Below are 17,878 nucleotides of genomic sequence, written 5' to 3' on the forward strand. Positions count from 1 at the left end.
TTTTACATAGTCCCTGAAGGCGGGGGACGTCAGTACTTCAGCGCCGTGCTTTTGCCCCAGAACACACGGTAGGCAAACACCGTGTAGCCGACGATCATGGGCAGCACGACCAGCGCGCCCACCAGAATCACACCCATCGCTTCGGGCGCCGTGGCCGCCTGCCAGATCGTGATCCGGTCGATGACCAGCCACGGAAACAGGCTGTAGGCCAGGCCGTAAAACGCCAGCAGGAACACGCCCACCGTCGCACCGAAGGGCACCCAGGCGCCGTATTCATTGCCCTGGCCCAGTCGCACCGGCAAGCGCTGCAGGCTGCGAAAAATAATGGCAAACAACACGGCGGTGGCCACCGGAATCGGCAGCAACAAAACGATGTTGGGAAAGGAAAACCATTTTTCGAAAATGCGCTGGCTGACCAGCGGCGTGGCGATCGAGATGGCAGCAACACCGGCCAGGGTGAACAGCAGGCTGCCGCGCGCCCAGCGCACCGCCTGCAGTTGCAGCGCGCCTTCGGACTTGATGATGAGCCAGCCGGCGCCCAGCAGGCAGTAGGCGGCCACCAGCGCCAACCCGATCACGGCGTTGAACGCCATGGTCCACCATGTGTCGGCAAAACCCGTGATCAGCGAGCCCAGCATGTAACCCTGGCTCCAGCTGGCCAGCAACGAGCCGGTGTAGAACAGGCGGTTCCACAGCGGCTTGTACGCGGCGCGCGCCTTCACGCGGAAGTCAAAGGCCACGCCGCGCAGCGTCAGCCCGATCAGCATGAAGGCCACCGGCAGATACAGCGCCCCCAGGATCACGCCATGCGCCAGCGGGAACACGGTGAGCAGGATGCCGACGCCCAGCACCAGCCAGGTTTCATTGGCGTCCCAGAAGGGGCCGATGCTGGCAATCATGGTGTCCTTGTCGTCGTCGCTGGCGCGGCGCATCAACACGCCCACGCCCAGGTCGTAACCGTCCAGGATCACGTAGGCCAGCATCGCCAGCCCCATCACCACCAGGAAAACAATGGGCATCCAGCCCGCGGCTAACGTCAGGTCAGGCGCAAGGTCAAGCATGGGGAGCTCCTTCCTGTTGCGGGTAGGTCACCGGATTGGGCGTGTCTTCGAGGCCGGTGCCAAACGGCTTGTCCGCATGTTTTCTGTGGCGCGCCAGGTAAAACACCACCGAGATGTAGGCCACGATCAGCGCTGCATACAGCGTGAGGTAGAGGGACAGTGTGAGTGCAATGCGCGGCGCCGGCACCGTGGACGCCGCCTCGGCCGCCGTCAGCACACCGGTCACCAGCCAGGGCTGGCGCCCGATCTCGGTGACATACCAGCCGGCGATCAGCGCCACCCAGCCGGCAAAAGTCATGGCCACCAGCAGCTTCGCATGCCAGGGCCGCAGCTTGCGTTCCGTCCCCTTCTTCCACGGTGCAAGTTGCCAGGTGGCGGCCCAGCTGACCAGCAGCATCAGCACACCCACGCCGACCATGATGCGGAAAGCCCAGAACACCGGCGCCACCGGCGGGTGTTTGCCTTCAAACTGGTCCAGGCCCTTGACCTCGCCATCGAGCGAATGCGTCAGGTACAGGGACGCCAGCTTCGGGATGGCGATTTCGTAGCGATTCTCCTTCGCCTTCTCGTCGGGCAAGCCAAACAGCACGGCGGGAACGCCTTTTTCCGTTTTCCATATGCCTTCCATGGCGGCCAGCTTGGCCGGCTGGTGTTCCAGCGTGTTCAGCCCGTGCAGGTCGCCCGCGATGATCTGCAGCGGAATCAGTAGCGCCGCGATGTACACCCCGGTCTTCAGGCTGGCCATGACCTCGGCGCCGCGGTCATTACGCAGCCAGCGGTAAGCCGAGATGCCGGCCACCAGAAACGCCACCGTCAGGCCGGAAGCCAGCAGCATGTGCACCATGCGGTAGGGAAACGAGGGGTTGAAGATCACCTCGAACCAGCTTGTCACATGGGCCTGGCCGTTGATCATTTCAAAGCCGGCCGGCGTCTGCATCCAGGAGTTGAGCGCCAGGATCCAGAACGCCGAGAGTGTGGTCCCGCCGGCCACCAGCAGCGTGGCCACGGTGTGCAGGGTCTCGCTCACACGTTCGCGGCCGAACAGCATCACGCCCAGCATGGTCGCCTCCAGGAAGAAAGCCGTCAGCACTTCATAGGCGAGCAGCGGCCCGGCGATGTTGCCGACCTTTTCCATGTAGCCCGGCCAGTTGGTGCCGAACTGGAAACTCATGGTGATGCCGCTGACCACACCCAGCGCAAAGGTCAGCGCAAAAATTTTCACCCAGAACTGGTAGGCATCCATCCAGTGCCGCTCGCCGGTCTTGACGAAGCGCAGCTTGAAAAACAGCAGCACCCAGGCCAGCGAAATGCTGATCGTCGGAAACAGGATGTGAAAAGTGATGTTGGCCGCAAACTGAATGCGCGCCAGCAGGAATGCGTCGAATCCGTCCATCATCAACTCCTGTTGGTTTCTTCGGGGATAGCGTCCGCCGGCAGTGCCGCCAGCTTGGGCGCAGCGGCCCGGCCTGTCAAGCCGGCCTTCACCTTGCTGCTGACCTTGTCCTTGACCTCGAGCAGCTTCTGCACCTTGGCGCCCATCTTCATCAGGCTGACCAGCGTGGCCGAGTCCATTTTCTGCACGTCGGCCAGCCAGCCGGTCATGAGCTCGATCAGGTCGTGCATCTGTTTCATGCGCGCCTGGGCGTGGATGTCGTCAGGCGCCGAAGGCTGCTCCATCAGCGCGTCGCGCAGCATGGACAGCGTGGGGTCGATCTCGCGCTTGCGCCGCTCCTCGGCCAGGGTGCGGAAAATCGCCCAAACGTCATCAGGCGCCTGGAAATACTCGCGCCTGTCGTTGGGCAGGTGCTGCAGCCGCACCAGGTTCCAGGACTGCAGCTCCTTGAGCCCCATGCTGACGTTGGAGCGCGAAAACGCCAGCGCCTCGCCAATCTCGTCGGCATTGAGCGCGCGCGGCGACACATACAGCAGCGCGTAAATCTGCCCCACGGTGCGGTTGATGCCCCAGCGGCTGCCCATTTCCCCGAAGTGAAGGACAAAACGCTGGGTCAGGGGGGCGAGGTTCATGGCAGTCCGGATTTACTGAATTTTCAGGAATTACTGAAATTCTAGTAAGTTAAAAATTTTTCTGCTGGCACCCGGATATTGGCACGGCGGGCATCCCTCTGCGCAGGTTATGAAAAGGGCGATATCCCAAAGCAAAAATATGCCATCAACCCTTGTGCAGTGGAACCAGGTAGCTATTAATAACATAGCAAAGAAAATCCGCGATGCCAGACATTGCTGCCGGGTGCGGGATACCAACAACTGAGGCCGGCGCTCACCTGGCCGGCTTGGGCTGCACCGGCACGACGCTGTATTTCGGCTTGGCGGTGGCGCCCACGCTCAGATAGTTGACCACGCCCATGACGTCATCGACCAGCATGACGGCCTGCTCCATGGCCCTGGCCTGCTCCTGCGTCTGCACGCAGCCCATCAGTGTGACCAGGCGCCGCTCGCCGAGCACCCAGACACTGGTGTTGTTGAAGCGCCCGTCCTGCTGCAGGTAGCTGACCATGCGGGGAATGATCTCCCTGTCGTAGAGATAGGAGTTGGGCAGGCGGCAACGGCCCGAGCGGAAGCAGCTGCCGCCGTGCTGGGCGCGCACATGCGCCTCTGCGCGCACCTGGTCCGGCGTGAACATCGGGCCTTCGGGCACGGGGCAGCCGGCCATGGCAGAGGTCACCTGCAGGAAAGGATCGTTGAAATGATTCTTTCGATCCTGCGCGACGGCTGCTGACGACAGCCCCGCCAGGAAGATGAACAACATCAGCTCGCCCGTCTTCATACGCGGCTCCAGTCAGAGTGTTTCAAAGGCGCCATTTTCAGGGGAAACGCCCACGCCGCCTGCGTTGCGTACGTCCCGGTCCGATTGGCTCCGTACCCGACCAGATGTCCGGAAGCCGGCCGCGCTACGTGAACGTCGTTCATTCAAGGACTGTCATCTCTTCGACACGATGCCCGGGAACAGTGGCGTCATGCTTGATGCCCTTACCCTTCGCCCGGTTCTCGAGCCGGATCTGCTGGACGTACTGCGCCTCTACGCCCAGCCTGACATTGACGACGGAGACATCCTTGCACTGGCGGATGCAAAGCGCATCTGGGCCCGCATGGCGAGTTATCCCAACTACAAGCTGTATGTCGCCGTCAAGGGCGCGCAGGTGGTCGGTACCTTTGCCCTGCTCATCATGGACAACCTCGGCCACCTCGGGGCGCCCTCGGCGGTGGTTGAAGACGTGGCGGTGGACCCGGCCTGGCAGGGCCAGGGCATCGGCAAGGCCATGATGCGCCATGCGATGGCGCTGGCCGCCGAAAGCGGTTGCTACAAGCTCACGCTGTCCTCCAGCCTGAAACGCGAAAAGGCCCATGCGTTCTACGATTCGCTGGATTTCGAGCGCCATGGCTACAGCTTTCGCGCAAGCGTTTAGGTTTTGACCTTAATTTGCTATCTATTCAGGAGCTGCTACCGAACGTGAAATAAGGGCTTGAGGCCAATTTCACATCAAAATATCTAGCGCACCCTGGGCACTGGCGCGCGCCTGGCGCCGCGCCGGGATTTTCTGACCGGTGGCGGCGGTGCGGTGGCCATGACCGGTGTGGACTCCGGGACCAGCAACACCACCTCCTTGAAGCCCAGGCCCAGCATGCCGAGTTCTGCCGCGGCAGCGCGGCTCACGTCGATGATGCGGTTGCGGCTGAAGGGGCCGCGATCGGTGATGCGCAGATCCACGTCACGGCCATTGACCAGGCTGTGAACCCGCACCATGGTACCGAACGGCAAGGTGCGGTGCGCGGCCGTGAAAGCGTTCATGTCATAACGTTCGCCGCTGGCCGTCAGCCGGCCATGAAAACCCGGGCCGTACCACGACGCAGCGCCACGCTCGAACTCGCGCGCAGGTTCACCCGCCAGCAACGCCGGTCGTGGCAGATCGCTGAAGGGCCCGATGGACAGGGGCGCCGCGTCCGCGGGTGTGCCCACAGCCTCGGGGCTGGCGGGCATGGGCGCCGGTTTGACTGTCGGCACAGGGCGGGGTGCAGAGCGGCCGGGTGGCGCTGGCGCGGTTGTCGTACAGGCTGCCAGCAGGGCCAGCAGGCCGAGGGCCATGGCCTGTGTGATGGCGCGCGGCTTCAGCATGCCGGTCAGAACAGGGATCCCTTCAAACCGGCTGCAATCGTCGGATGATCTCGGTCGTCGCGGCGGCCTGGTTCATCGTATAAAAATGAATGCCGGGCGCACCCGCGGTCTGCAGCTGGTCGCAAAGGTCGGTGATCACGTCGAGGCCGAAGCTCCTGATCGATGCCGTGTCGTCGCCGAAACCCTGCAGGCGCAGGCGGATCCAGCGTGGAATCTCGGCGCCGCAGGCATCGGAAAACCGCATCAGCTGGGTGGAGCTGGTGATCGGCATGATGCCGGGCACCACGGGCACATCGACGCCGAGCCGGCGGGTGTCCTCCACAAAGCGGAAGTAGGCATCCGCGTTGAAAAAATACTGGGTGATGGCTGAATTGGCGCCGGCCTTGACCTTGGCAGCAAAGGCCTGCAGGTCGGCATCGGCCGATTTGGCCTGCGGGTGGATCTCGGGGTAGGCCGCCACTTCGATGTGAAAGGCATTGCCCGTGAACTCACGGATGAAAGCCACCAGGTCGCTGGCGTAATGGAACTCGCCGCCGGCGCCGTAACCGCTGGGCAGATCACCGCGCAGGGCCACCAGGCGCTTGACGCCCATGGCCTGCAAGGCAGCGAGCTGCTGGCGCACCGTGGCCTTGGTCGCGCCCACGCATGAGAAATGGCAGGCAGCGTCAACGCCCTCTTTCAGGATTTCACCGACGGTGCCGAAAGTGCCTTCCTGGGTGGAGCCGCCAGCCCCAAAGGTAACGGAGCAGAACTCGGGCTGGTGCGCGTACAGCGCCCGGCGCGTCAGGCGCAGCTTGTCGGCGCCTTCCGGTGTCTTGGGGGGAAAAAATTCAAAGCTGATTGGAAGATTCATCACCAGTCTCACTTGTAGTTCAGGGCTGCGCAGTGCGGATCAGTCGTCTTTGTCGCGGCGTTTGCCGCGCGCCGGGCCGTGCTGGCCCGCGTGGGCTTCTTCAGAGTCCTCGTGCGCCTCATGCATCGCGCGTAGCTCGCTGCGCGGCGTGCGTTTGGCGGCCTTGCGCGGCGGCGCCGCCGGTAGCGGCTGGTCTTCGCCGACTGTGCTTTGGCCTTTGACCGCGTGAATGAAAAACTCGCGATTGCCGTCGCCGCCTTCAATCGGCGAGGCCAGCCAGGCTTTCACGTCCAGCCCCAACGCAGCGCAGGCATCACGCAGGCGTTTCTCGACAAATTCGAAATGCACGGCATCACGCACAATGCCACCCTTGCCGATCTGGCCGGGCTGCAACTCGAACTGGGGTTTGACCAGCATCAGCAGATGACCGCCGGCTTTCAGCAGGCGCACCACGGCGGGCAACACCAGCGTCAGGGAAATAAAGGACAGGTCGCCGGTCAGGAAATCAAAGTCGGCTTCGACGGCCTCGCCTTCGTCCACCTCGAAGTCATCACCATCGTCAAATTGACCTTCAGCCTCCGCCGTATGGACGGGACCCGCTATCAAATCAGAAGCAGTCATGGACCGCGCGTTAAGGCCTTCGATGCACACCACACGCGGGTCGCCGCGCAGGCTGGGGTGCAGCTGGCCATGGCCCACATCCACGCCCACCACCTCCACAGCACCGTGCTGCAGCAGGCAGTCGGTGAAGCCACCGGTGGATTGCCCGATGTCCAGGCAGCGCAGACCGGCCACGCTCAGGCCGGTGCTTTTGAGCGCACCTTCAAGCTTGAGCCCGCCGCGCGAGATGTACTTGGCTTCCGTGGTGTCGGGAATCTGCAGCTCGGCGCCTTCAGGAATTTCGTCGCCGTTTTTGGCGACTTTCTTCCAGGGCGCACTTTCCTCGGCGCGCCACAACACGCCCGAAGCGATCAGGCGCTGGGCCTGGGAACGGGTGGCGGCAAAGCCGTTGTCGACGAGGAAGAGGTCAGCGCGCATGGTTTTCCAACAGGTGGTTCGGCGTCCGGTGAGCACCGTTCATCAAAAAGCACAAACCGTTCGCCCTGAGCCTGTCGAAGGGCTTCGACAGGCTCAGCCCGAACGGTGAAATGCCAGAAGGCGAACGCGCATGCAGTTCGCCGAGACCATCAATACCTGTACGTATTTGCCTTGTAGGGGCCGGCCTTCGAAACACCAATATACGCAGCCTGCTCATCGCTCAGTTCCGTCAGCATCGCGCCGACCTTCTTCAGGTGCAGACGTGCGACTTTTTCGTCGAGGTGTTTCGGCAGCACATAAACCTTGCCCACTTCGTAGTCGGCCTGTTTGGTGAACAGTTCGATCTGCGCAATGGTCTGGTTGGCAAAGCTGGACGACATCACAAAGCTCGGGTGGCCGGTGCCGCAACCGAGGTTCACCAGACGGCCTTTGGCCAGCAGGATGATGCGTTTGCCATCCGGGAAAATCACGTGGTCGACTTGCGGCTTGATCTCTTCCCAGGTGCATTTTTCCAGCGCAGCAACGTCGATTTCGTTGTCGAAGTGGCCGATGTTGCAGACGATGGCCTGGTCTTTCATGGCTGCCATGTGTTCATAGGTGATGACGTTCTTGTTGCCGGTGGCGGACACGAAAATGTCTGCCTTGTCGGCAGCGTATTCCATGGTCACGACCTTGTAGCCTTCCATCGCGGCCTGCAGGGCGTTGATCGGGTCGATCTCGGTCACCCAGACCTGCGCAGACAAGGCGCGCAGGGCCTGGGCCGAACCCTTGCCCACGTCGCCGTAACCGGCCACGCAAGCCACCTTGCCGGCGACCATCACGTCGGTGGCGCGCTTGATCGCGTCAACCAGCGACTCGCGGCAACCGTACAGGTTGTCGAACTTGGACTTGGTCACCGAGTCGTTGACGTTGATGGCGCGCAGGGCCAGCGTGCCCTTGGCCGACATCTCGTTCAGGCGCAGCACGCCGGTGGTGGTTTCCTCGGTCACGCCGAGGATGTTTTTCAGGCGGCGGCTGTACCAGGTCGGGTCGATGGCCAGCTTGGCCTTGATCGAGTTGAACAGGCAGATTTCCTCTTCGCTGGTCGGCTTGGAGATCAGGCTGGCGTCCGTCTCGGCACGGGTGCCCAGATGCATCAGCAGCGTTGCGTCGCCGCCGTCGTCCAGGATCATGTTCGGGCCTTCTTCGGGCGTGCCTTTGGCGCCGCTGAATTCGAAGATGCGGTGGGTGTAGTCCCAGTAGTCGGCCAGGGTCTCGCCCTTGACTGCGAACACGGGCGTGCCGGCGGCCACAATCGCAGCGGCGGCATGATCCTGCGTCGAGAAAATGTTGCACGAGGCCCAGCGCACGTCGGCACCCAGGGCTTGCAGCGTTTCGATCAGCACGCCGGTCTGGATGGTCATGTGCAGCGAACCGGTGATGCGTGCGCCCTTCAGGGGCTGGGCTTTCGCGAACTCTTCGCGGATGGCCATCAGGCCGGGCATTTCGGTTTCTGCGATTTTCAGTTCCTTGCGGCCCCAGGCGGCAAGCGAAATGTCGGCAATCACGTAGTCAGTGGCGGTCTGGGCGGGTTTCAATACGGCGTTCATTGGGGTATCTCCAAGATCAAGGGTCCAATTGGGCAAAATAGCCACGGCCACAAGGCGACAAGTCGGCGGGGAGTCGGTTGGATCTCACCCGGCTTGAAAGCACATGCGGGTGAGCGTGGTTGCAAATGAAAGTCCTGAGCCTAGACCACATGTTGTGGGTTGCAACGCTCCTCAGGAATCGACGATTGTACAGGCATGCGACACTTTCGTCATGAAAGCCCTGAAAACCTGGCCAGCACACGACCGGCAACACATCACCGGCGTTTTTACCGACATCGACGACACCCTGACCACCGACGGCGCGATCACGCCCGATGCGCTGCAGGCCCTTGGCGACCTGAAGGCCGCCGGCCTGCATGTGATTCCCATCACCGGGCGGCCGGTCGGCTGGAGCGAGCCTTTTGCGCTGCGCTGGCCGGTGGATGCCATCGTTGCCGAAAACGGTGCCGTGGCCCTGCTTGCAAGCCAGATTGGGCATCAGCCCTCGACTGACGGGCGTGAGCCGCTATCAAAACTGTATCAGCAGGACGCACCGACACGCCTGGCCAACTACGCCCGCATGCAACAGGTGGCCCGGCGTGTGATGCAGGACGTGCCCGGCGCCGTGTTGTCCGAAGACAGCCCAGGACGCGAAACCGACATCGCCATCGACCACAGCGAGTTTGTGCACCTGCCACCGGAAAGCATCGCCCATGCCGTGCAGATCATGCAAAGCGAGGGCATGAACGCGACAGTGAGCTCCATCCACATCAACGGCTGGTTCGGCGCACACAACAAGCTGGAGGGTGCACGCTGGATCGTCCGTGAATTGTTCGGCCGCGACCTGGACAGCGAAATGGACCGCTGGGTCTATGTCGGCGACTCGACCAACGACCAGCTGATGTTCGAGGCCTTCGCGCATTCGGTCGGCGTGGCCAACATCCGCCGCTTTGAAGCGGAGTTGAGCCACAAGCCGCGTTACATCACCGAGGGGGAGCGCGGCGCAGGCTTTGCCGAAGTGGCGGCGGCGCTGCTGGCGGCGCGTGATCCCGGCTGACATGACAGACAAAATAAGGCCGTAGCCCTTATGGATCGTGCGCCAAAAGCTATAAATTCAATAGCAATGGCGCAATACCGTATCTCTGACCCTGCCAGCAGGGGCCGCAGGCCCGGCTCCGCCGGCCTGCAGGCGTCGTCCCCTGCAAGAGGAGAGGCGCTACACGCAGTGAGCGCCGACAGGGGTGTTCAATGTCTTTCCAGCACACCCTGCAAGGCCTTGCCGGTGGCCGTACCCAGCTTGACCACCTGCTCCGGCGTCGTGGCCGCGACCACCTGGCCGCCGGCGTTGCCGCCGTCCGGGCCCAGGTCGATCACCCAGTCGGCTTCGGCGATCACGTCGAGGTCGTGCTCGATCACCACCACGCTGTGGCCGCCGTTGACCAGGCGGTGCAGCACATGGATGAGTTTTTCCACGTCGGCCATGTGCAGGCCTACGGTCGGCTCGTCCAGCACATACAGGGTGTGCGGCGCCTTCTGGCCGCGCCGCGTGATGTCGTCGCGCACCCGGGACAGCTCGGTCACCAACTTGATGCGCTGCGCCTCGCCGCCCGACAGCGTCGGTGAGGGCTGGCCCAGCGTCAGGTAACCCAGCCCCACGTCTTTCAATAACTGCAGCGGGTGCGCGATGTTGGGCATGGAGGCAAAAAAGCCGACGGCCTCGTCGACTTCCATGGTCAACACGTCGCCGATATTTTTGCCGCGCCAGGTCACCGCCTGGGTTTCGGGGTTGAAACGCGCGCCGTGACAGGTCTCGCAGAGCACCTTCACGTCGGGCAGAAAACTCATGCCGATGGTGCGCACACCGGCACCCTCGCAGGTCGGGCAGCGGCCTTCGCCGGTGTTGAAACTGAAACGCCCGGCGCCGTAACCGCGCGCCCTGGCTTCCAGCGTGTCGGCGAACAGCTTGCGCACCGTGTCCCAGAAACCAATGTAGGTGGCCGGGCAGGAGCGCGGTGTCTTGCCGATGGGCGTCTGGTCGACTTCCAGCACACGGTCCACCACTTCGTAACCCTCGATGTATTCGCAGCCGGTCCAGGCCGGGTGTTTGCCGGCATCGTCCGCTTCACGCCCTGCCCGCGTCGAACGTTGCGCCACGCCGGCCTGCACATTGGCCAGCAGCACGTCGCGCGCCAGGGTGGATTTGCCCGACCCCGACACGCCCGTCACCGCCACCAGCCGGTACAGCGGGACCTGAACCGAGACGTTCTTGAGGTTGTGCAGGTCGGCGTTGACCACGCCCAGCCAGGAGGTCACCGGGTTGACGGCGGCGGGCGCGGCGTTGTGGGCAACGCTGGCGCTGGCCGCCTCTGCTTTCAGGCGGGCGGCCTTGAGCGCGGCCGCTTTGGCCTTGCTGAGTGGTTTGGGCAACGCGCCCTCACCCCCGCCCTCTCCCGGGGGGAGAGGGAGTGAACTCCCGGCATTGCTCCCTCGCCCCTGCGGGGAGAGGGTGGGGGTGAGGGGCAACTGCGTTTCGCGACGAATCTGCAGCGGATGAATCAGCGGGTTGGCCAGGTAGCGCCCGGTCAGTGAATCCGGCAGGGTGGCCAGGTGTTCGGCCGTGCCCTGCCCCACCAGCTGGCCGCCGCGTTTGCCGGCGCCAGGCCCGATGTCGATGATGTTGTCGGCGCGGCGAATCGTGTCTTCGTCATGTTCCACCACCACCAGCGTGTTGCCGCGTTCGCTGAGTTTGCCTAAAGCGCGCAGCAGGATCTGGTTGTCGCGCGGATGCAGGCCGATGGTCGGCTCGTCCAGCACGTAACAGACACCCTGCAGGTTGGAACCGAGTTGCGCGGCGAGCCGGATGCGCTGCGCCTCGCCGCCGGACAGCGTGGGCGCGCCACGGTCCAGCGTCAAATAACCCAGGCCCACGTCTTCGAGGAATTCGAGCCGGCTCTTGATTTCGGGGATCAGGTCACGCGCAATGCCGGCCTCGCGTCCGGACAGCGCGAGTTTTTCCACCCAGCGACGCACGTCGGTCACCGACAGCGCAGCGATGTCGGCAATGCCCACCCCCGCGAACTTCACGGCGCGCGCCTGCGCGTTCAGGCGGGAGCCTGCGCAGGTCGGGCAGACGGCGTCCAGCACCTCGTCCACATCGGCTTCGACAAAACTCTGCTCGCGGCCCTTGTTGTCATCGTCGCGCACCGAGTCGTCGAACACCTTGCGCTGCTCCCTGGTGAGCCTGACGCCGGTGCCCACGCAGTCCGGGCACCAGCCGTGTTTGCTGTTGTAGCTGAACAGACGCGGGTCGAGTTCGGGGTAGGAGGTGGCGCAGACCGGACAGGCCCGCTTGGTGGACGAGGCCTGCAAAGCGCCGATCTGCCGGGTGGACGTGCCGGCCAGCATCGCACCGTGCAGGCCATCCAGCGGCGCCAGCACATGCACCACACCCTTGCCGTGCTCCAGCGCGGTGGCCAGCGCCAGGCGCAGCGCGGCCTCGTTGGCGGGGGTCACGTGGATGTCGGCAATCGGCAACTCCACCGTGTGTTCCTTGAAGCGGTCGATGCGCGGAAAACCGGTGGTCGGCAGAAATTCACCGTCCACGCGCAAATGCGTGTAGCCGCGCGGCCGCGCCCAGTCGGCCAGTTCCGTGTAAACGCCTTTGCGGTTGATCACCAGCGGCGCCAGCAGCCCGATGTGCTGTCCGCGGTGCGCCTTGAGCAGTTGCGCGGCAATGCTTTCAGCACTCTGCGGCATGACGGCCGCGCCGTCTTTGGTGCAGTGCTGGATGCCGAGCTTGACGTAGAGCAGGCGCAGGAAGTGCCAGACCTCGGTGGTCGTGCCGACGGTGGACTTGCGCCCGCCGCGCGAGAGGCGCTGCTCGATCGCCACCGTCGGCGGAATGCCATAAACCGCATCGACCTCGGGCCGGCCCGCCGGCTGCACGATGCTGCGTGCATAGGCGTTGAGCGACTCCAGGTAACGCCGCTGGCCCTCGTTGAACAGGATGTCAAACGCCAGCGTGGACTTGCCGGAGCCCGACACACCGGTCACCACATTGAACTGGCCGCGCGGAATGTTGACCGACAGGCTCTTGAGGTTGTGCTCCTTGGCATTGACGATCTGGATCAGGTTGGAGAACGCCGGCCTGGTGCTCCAGGCCTTGGGCCGCGCTTCCTCGACACCATGCACCTTGCCCATGGCCTGTTCGTATTCCCGCAGCGCCAGCGCGGTGTGCGAAGTCGGGTGCTGGCGCACCTCTTCGGGTGTGCCCTGGGCCACCAGCAGGCCGCCGGCTTCGCCACCTTCGGGGCCCAGGTCGATCAGCCAGTCGGCCGAACGGATCACGTCGAGGTTGTGTTCGATGATGATCAGCGAGTGGCCCACGTCCAGCAGCTTGCGCAGCGCGCGCATGAGTTTGGCGATGTCGTCGAAGTGCAGGCCGGTGGTCGGCTCGTCGAACAGGAACAGCGTGCCGCGGTTGATGTTTTTCAGCGCCAGCGGCTGGCGGCTGTTGCTCGCCGTTTTCGATGCGCCGGCCAGGAAGCCGGCCAGCTTGAGCCGCTGCGCCTCGCCGCCCGACAGCGTCGGCACCGGCTGGCCCAGCTTCACGTATTCGAGGCCGACATCGACGATCGGTTGCAGCGCGCGAATCACCTCCCGGTCCTGAGCAAACAGCGCACAGGCCTCGCTCACGGTCAGGTCCAGCACATCGGACACGTTCATCAGTCGTGAACGCACATCACCGATCGCCTTGCGTTCAATGGTGACTTCCAGGATCTCGGGCCGGTAACGCTTGCCGTCGCAGTCGGGGCAACGCAGGTAGACGTCGCTGAGGAACTGCATCTCCACATGTTCGAAGCCCGAACCGCCACAGGTCGGGCAGCGCCCGTCGCCATTGTTGAAACTGAATTTGGACGCGGTGTAACTGCGCTGGCGGGCCATGGGCGCTTGCGCAAACAGCTCGCGCACGGCGTCCCAGGCACCGACGTAACTGGCGGGATTCGAGCGCGCCGTCTTGCCGATCGGCGACTGGTCGACAAACACCACGTCGGTCAGGTAGTCGGCGCCCATCAGCCGGTCATGCAGGCCTGGTGTTTCCGTGGCCTTGCCGAACTGGCGCAACAGTGCGGGCGCCAGGATGTCCTGCATCAGCGTGGACTTGCCGGAGCCGCTGACGCCGGTGACACACACCAGACGCTGCAGCGGAAACTCCACCGTCAGATTTTTCAGGTTGTGGTCGCGCGCACCTTCCAGGATCAGGCGCGGCGTGTTGTCCGTCACCGGGCGCTTGAAGCCCATGCCCACCTGTTTGCGCGAGCCGAGATAGGCGCCGGTCAACGTATCCGCGTGTTTGAGGTCTTCCGGTGTGCCGTCGAAAACAATCTGGCCGCCCTTCTCGCCCGGGCCAGGACCCATATCTATCATGCGGTCGGCCGCCAGCATCACGGCCGGGTCGTGCTCGACCACCACCAGCGTGTTGCCGGCATCGCGCAGGCGGTGCATGGCCTGGGTGATGCGGTTCATGTCGCGCGGGTGCAGGCCGATGGACGGTTCATCGAGCACGAACAGGGTGTTGACAAGTGAAGTGCCCAGCGCCGTCGTCAGGTTGATGCGCTGCACCTCGCCGCCCGACAGCGTGCGGCTTTGCCGGTCCAGCGTCAGGTAACCGATGCCGACATCACTGAGGTATTTGAGCCGGGTGTGGATTTCCTCGAACAGCGACTTGAGCGCCTTGAACTCGGCATCGGGCGCGCCGCCGTCCTGCAGCGCGGCCGGCGCCAGCCCGTTGAAAAATTCACGCAGCCGGTCGATCGGCAGCTGCATCAGGTCATGCAGGCTCAAGCCGGGCAATGCCTCGAGCTGCGCGCGGGTCCAGTCCACACCCACAGGCATGAAACGTTTGCCAGGCGGCAGCGCCGCATCGGCGGCTTCTTTCGAGCCCAGACGCCAGAGCAGGGCTTCGAGCTTGAGGCGCGCGCCGCCGCAGGTCTCGCAAGGCGTGTAGCTGCGGTACTTGGACAGCAGCACACGAATGTGCATCTTGTAGGCCTTGCTTTCCAGGTAGGCGAAAAAGCGCTTGATGCCATACCACTGCTTTTTCCACTGACCTTCCTTGTAGGCCGGCGTGCCGTGGATCACCCAGTGCTGCTGCGCCGGCGTGAGTTTGTACCAGGGCGTATCGCGCGGGATGCCTGCGGCTTCCGCATGGCGCATCAGGTCGTCCTGGTTTTCGGCCCAGGCCGGCGTTTGCAGGGTCTTGATCGCGCCGGAGCGCAACGTCAGCTTGTCGTTGGGAATCACCAGTTCGTAATCCACACCGATGACGCGGCCGAAACCGCGGCAGGTGTCACAGGCGCCCATGGCCGAGTTGAAGGAAAACAGCGAGGGGGTCGGATCGGCGTAGCGCAGGTCGCTTTCGGGGCAATGCAGGCCGGTCGAAAAGCGCCACATCTCCTCCACGGCGCCCTCCTGCGCCGGCTGCACATAGACATTGAGGCGACCACCGCGTTTGAGCGCCAGCTCGATGGCTTCGATCACCCGCGCCTTCTCGGCCGTCTGCACACGGAAGCGGTCGGCCACCACATCGAGCAATTTATGCGGCCCGGCCGGAGTCGCCACGTCGCGCTCCGCATGCACACGCGTGAAGCCGCTGGCCGACAGCCACTGCGTGACCTCGTCGGCGCTGGTGTTGCCCGGCAGTTCCACCGGGAAGGTCATGACCACTCTTGAATCGCTGCCCGCGGTGCGCGCCATCAACTCGGCATAAATCGACTCCGGCGTGTCATGGCGTACGGCCTGCGCGGTCTTCTTGTCGAATAGCTGCGCGGCGCGTGCATACAAAAGTTTTAAATGATCGTTGAGCTCCGTCATGGTGCCCACGGTGGAGCGCGAGCTGCGGACCGGGTTGGTCTGGTCGATCGCAATCGCCGGTGGCACCCCTTCCACCTTGTCTACCGCGGGTTTGTCCATGCGGTCCAGGAACTGCCGCGCATAGGCCGAAAAGGTTTCCACATAACGGCGCTGGCCTTCGGCAAAAAGCGTGTCAAACACCAGCGAGGACTTGCCGGACCCGCTGGGCCCGGTGACCACCGTCATCTCCCCGGTGCGGATATCAAGATCCAGGTTTTTGAGGTTGTGCTGTCGCGCGCCGCGAATGCGGATGGTTCCCTGGGTCATGGGTGGGGGGCTTTCCTTGTAGGTCAAACATTCTAGACAGCGCCCGGGTTGACAGTCGGCGTAGGGTTAAACCGCCCGCCGGGCCTGTGCGCTGGCCTGTATTCTGGTTATCCCGCGCGTAGTTTCCACACCGAACGGTCACGGTGGCAGCGTAAACTCGATCGCCGAAGGAGATAAGACATGAAAAAGCTGAATTTCTGGTGCGCTGCACTTTTGCTCGCGACCATGAGCCACGCCAGCCAGGCACAAATCCTGATCGGGCAGACCGCGGGCTTTACCGGCCCTGTGGGTGCCGGCGTAAAGGAAACCACGGCAGGTGCGAAGCTCTACATCGACGCCGTCAATGCCAAAGGCGGCGTCAACGGGCAGAAGATCGAGCTGGTCTCGCTCGACGACAAGTTCGACCCCAAGCTGGCCGGTGAAAATGCCCGCAAGCTGATCGAGGAACAGAACGTGGCCGCCATGTTCCTGACCCGCGGCACGCCCCACACGGAAGCCATTCTTCCTCTCCTCGAAAAATACGGTGTGCCGCTGATCGGCCCCTCCACTGGCGCCATGGTCCTGCACCAGCCGGTCAAGAAACATGTGTTCAACGTGCGCGCCACCTACCAGCGTGAGGCCGAAAAAGCCGTCAGCCACCTGCACTCAATGGGCATCACCCGCATCGGCCTGGTTTATGCCGACGACAGTTTTGGCGCCGACGGCGTGGCCGGCGCGCAGAAAGGCTTCACTGCCGCCAAGCTGCAGCCTGCGGTGCTGGAAAAATTCAACCGCAGCAAGCCCGACTTCGGGCCGATCGCGCCCAAGGTTGTCCAGTCCAACGCGCAGGCCATCATCATGGTGGCCTCCGGTCAGGCCGTGGTCGACGGCATGAAGGCCTTCCGCGCCGCCGGCTCCGCGGCGCAGATCGTAACGCTGTCCAACAATGCATCAACCGGCTTCATCAAAAGCCTGGGCGAGAATGCGCGCGGCGTGATCGTGACCCAGGTCTTTCCTTATGAACGATCCATCGCCTACGGCATGGTCAAGGAAGCCCAGGAGTTGTCCAAGGCCAAAGGCGCTGGCGACATCAGCCCGGCCATGCTAGAAGGGTTTGCCGCTGCCAAGGTTCTGGTCGAAGGGCTGAAACGGGCCGGCGCCAAACCGACGCGTGAAAAAATCCAGGCCGCCCTGGAAAGCATACGCAAGTTCGACATTGGCGGGCTGGAAGTGAACTACTCCCTCGACGACCACACCGGACTCGATTTCGCCGACCTGTCCATCATCGGCACAGACGGGAAATTCAGGCGCTAGAACGCCCAGGGGCCCTCAGCCCTTGAGGGCCTGTTCCAGCTCGCTGCACTTGTCGGCCCCGACGGCTTCCCTGATTTTCGGAAGCAACGCAAGCAGGGCATCGACATCTACCGCACCTTCGACGGCTAGGTTCAACCGGAAACCCCTGAGCCCCAACGCCCCCGTCAACTGCGCAGCGATGGGGTAGGCCTTCTTGTAGCGGTCATTGCTGGCATCGCTGTCCTCCTGCCGGGCCACCACGGCGGCCGCGTTCGCGGCAGCAGCCTTGTCGACGGACTGCTGGCTGGGCGTGAGAAAACCCAGCTCCACCAGTTGCACCAGCTCCTCCGACGTGACACCGAGGCCGGCTGTCGCCCCCAGCACTTGAGAAACGGAACGCTTGCCGTCAAACAGGATGAAGGCCGAGCGCTGTCGGGGCGAGAGCAGGGACCTGTCTTTCAAGGACTGCTGTCCGGTCTCGGTCTTCGCATAAATCATGGTGCGGGTCCGGGGCGGAGGGCGAGCTAACGCGCAGGCGCGGACGCGGCAGACGCGGCGGCTGAAGCGGCCGATGCCGGTGGCGGGGCTTCATGCGTGACCTCGATGCCATGCTTTTCGCCCCCCATGTCAATGTCTCCGCCCTTGCTCAGGATGAAGATGGCCAGACCGGCAAAGACCACGAATGCGAGTGCAATTTTCCACATGTTATTTCTCCAGAAAAAAACCCCCGGCGACGCGGGGGTTTGTAAAAAACTTGTTCGGTGGTTCTGCCCGG

General features: G+C 63.5%; 14 protein-coding genes and 1 riboswitch. Of the genes, 3 read left to right on the plus strand and 11 right to left on the minus strand.

Going from position 1 to position 17,878, the window contains the following annotated elements; genetic code table 11:
- Positions 1 to 29: 29 nt before the first annotated feature.
- From B7X65_RS11215 to B7X65_RS11230, 4 genes are all read right to left on the minus strand, one after another.
- Positions 30 to 1,061, minus strand: coding sequence for a cytochrome d ubiquinol oxidase subunit II (locus B7X65_RS11215; protein ID WP_293594377.1), 1,032 nt, complete (start codon positions 1,059 to 1,061; stop codon positions 30 to 32).
- A complete protein-coding gene (locus B7X65_RS11220) occupies positions 1,054 to 2,454 on the minus strand; it encodes a cytochrome ubiquinol oxidase subunit I (RefSeq protein ID WP_293594378.1) in 1,401 nt (466 codons plus the stop codon). Before B7X65_RS11220 ends, B7X65_RS11215 begins: the two co-directional genes overlap by 8 nt.
- Positions 2,455 to 2,456: 2 nt before the next feature.
- A complete protein-coding gene (locus B7X65_RS11225; RefSeq protein ID WP_293594379.1) occupies positions 2,457 to 3,086 on the minus strand; it encodes a GbsR/MarR family transcriptional regulator in 630 nt (209 codons plus the stop codon).
- Between the two features lie 253 nt (positions 3,087 to 3,339).
- Positions 3,340 to 3,846, minus strand: coding sequence for a BON domain-containing protein (locus tag B7X65_RS11230; protein WP_293594380.1), 507 nt, complete (start codon positions 3,844 to 3,846; stop codon positions 3,340 to 3,342).
- Positions 3,847 to 4,036: 190 nt separating this feature from the next.
- On the opposite strand from B7X65_RS11230, the gene B7X65_RS11235 reads away from it, so the two are divergent.
- Positions 4,037 to 4,486, plus strand: coding sequence for a GNAT family N-acetyltransferase (locus tag B7X65_RS11235; RefSeq protein WP_293594381.1), 450 nt, complete (start codon positions 4,037 to 4,039; stop codon positions 4,484 to 4,486).
- Positions 4,487 to 4,569: 83 nt separating this feature from the next.
- Here B7X65_RS11235 and B7X65_RS11240 read toward each other — a convergent pair whose 3' ends face one another.
- From B7X65_RS11240 to ahcY, 4 genes are all read right to left on the minus strand, one after another.
- Positions 4,570 to 5,193 carry a septal ring lytic transglycosylase RlpA family protein gene (locus B7X65_RS11240; RefSeq protein ID WP_293594382.1) on the minus strand — a complete coding sequence of 208 codons (624 nt, stop codon included), beginning with the start codon at positions 5,191 to 5,193 and terminating at the stop codon, positions 4,570 to 4,572.
- Positions 5,194 to 5,215: 22 nt separating this feature from the next.
- The gene (gene metF / locus B7X65_RS11245) at positions 5,216 to 6,046 is read right to left on the minus strand and encodes a methylenetetrahydrofolate reductase [NAD(P)H] (protein ID WP_293594383.1); all 831 of its coding nucleotides are present in this window, start codon (positions 6,044 to 6,046) and stop codon (positions 5,216 to 5,218) included.
- A gap of 39 nt (positions 6,047 to 6,085) precedes the next feature.
- Entirely contained in the window at positions 6,086 to 7,084 is a 999-nt protein-coding gene (locus tag B7X65_RS11250; protein WP_293594384.1) for a TlyA family RNA methyltransferase, read from the minus strand.
- Positions 7,085 to 7,233: 149 nt separating this feature from the next.
- Positions 7,234 to 8,673: an adenosylhomocysteinase gene (gene ahcY, locus B7X65_RS11255; RefSeq protein ID WP_293594385.1), complete on the minus strand. Its 1,440-nt coding sequence runs from the start codon at positions 8,671 to 8,673 to the stop codon at positions 7,234 to 7,236.
- A gap of 104 nt (positions 8,674 to 8,777) precedes the next feature.
- Positions 8,778 to 8,852: riboswitch (S-adenosyl-L-homocysteine riboswitch) on the minus strand.
- Between the two features lie 32 nt (positions 8,853 to 8,884).
- Between ahcY and B7X65_RS11260 the strand changes: the two genes are divergently transcribed.
- Entirely contained in the window at positions 8,885 to 9,709 is an 825-nt protein-coding gene (locus B7X65_RS11260) for an HAD-IIB family hydrolase (RefSeq protein ID WP_293594386.1), read from the plus strand.
- Positions 9,710 to 9,897: 188 nt separating this feature from the next.
- Here B7X65_RS11260 and uvrA read toward each other — a convergent pair whose 3' ends face one another.
- A complete protein-coding gene (uvrA, locus tag B7X65_RS11265) occupies positions 9,898 to 15,831 on the minus strand; it encodes an excinuclease ABC subunit UvrA (RefSeq protein WP_293594387.1) in 5,934 nt (1,977 codons plus the stop codon).
- 180 nt (positions 15,832 to 16,011) lie between these two features.
- On the opposite strand from uvrA, the gene B7X65_RS11270 reads away from it, so the two are divergent.
- Positions 16,012 to 17,124, plus strand: coding sequence for an ABC transporter substrate-binding protein (locus B7X65_RS11270; protein WP_293594388.1), 1,113 nt, complete (start codon positions 16,012 to 16,014; stop codon positions 17,122 to 17,124).
- Between the two features lie 15 nt (positions 17,125 to 17,139).
- Here the strand turns inward: B7X65_RS11270 and B7X65_RS11275 are convergent, their stop codons facing one another.
- Both B7X65_RS11275 and B7X65_RS11280 read right to left on the minus strand, forming a co-directional pair.
- On the minus strand, positions 17,140 to 17,601 hold the full coding sequence (locus tag B7X65_RS11275) for a hypothetical protein (protein WP_293594389.1): 462 nt from the start codon (positions 17,599 to 17,601) through the stop codon (positions 17,140 to 17,142).
- 26 nt (positions 17,602 to 17,627) lie between these two features.
- On the minus strand, positions 17,628 to 17,807 hold the full coding sequence (locus B7X65_RS11280) for a hypothetical protein (RefSeq protein ID WP_293594390.1): 180 nt from the start codon (positions 17,805 to 17,807) through the stop codon (positions 17,628 to 17,630).
- Positions 17,808 to 17,878: the final 71 nt, after the last annotated feature.

The sequence above is a fragment of the Polaromonas sp. 39-63-25 genome, from assembly GCF_002278925.1.
Classification (GTDB): Bacteria; Pseudomonadota; Gammaproteobacteria; order Burkholderiales; family Burkholderiaceae_C; genus Polaromonas.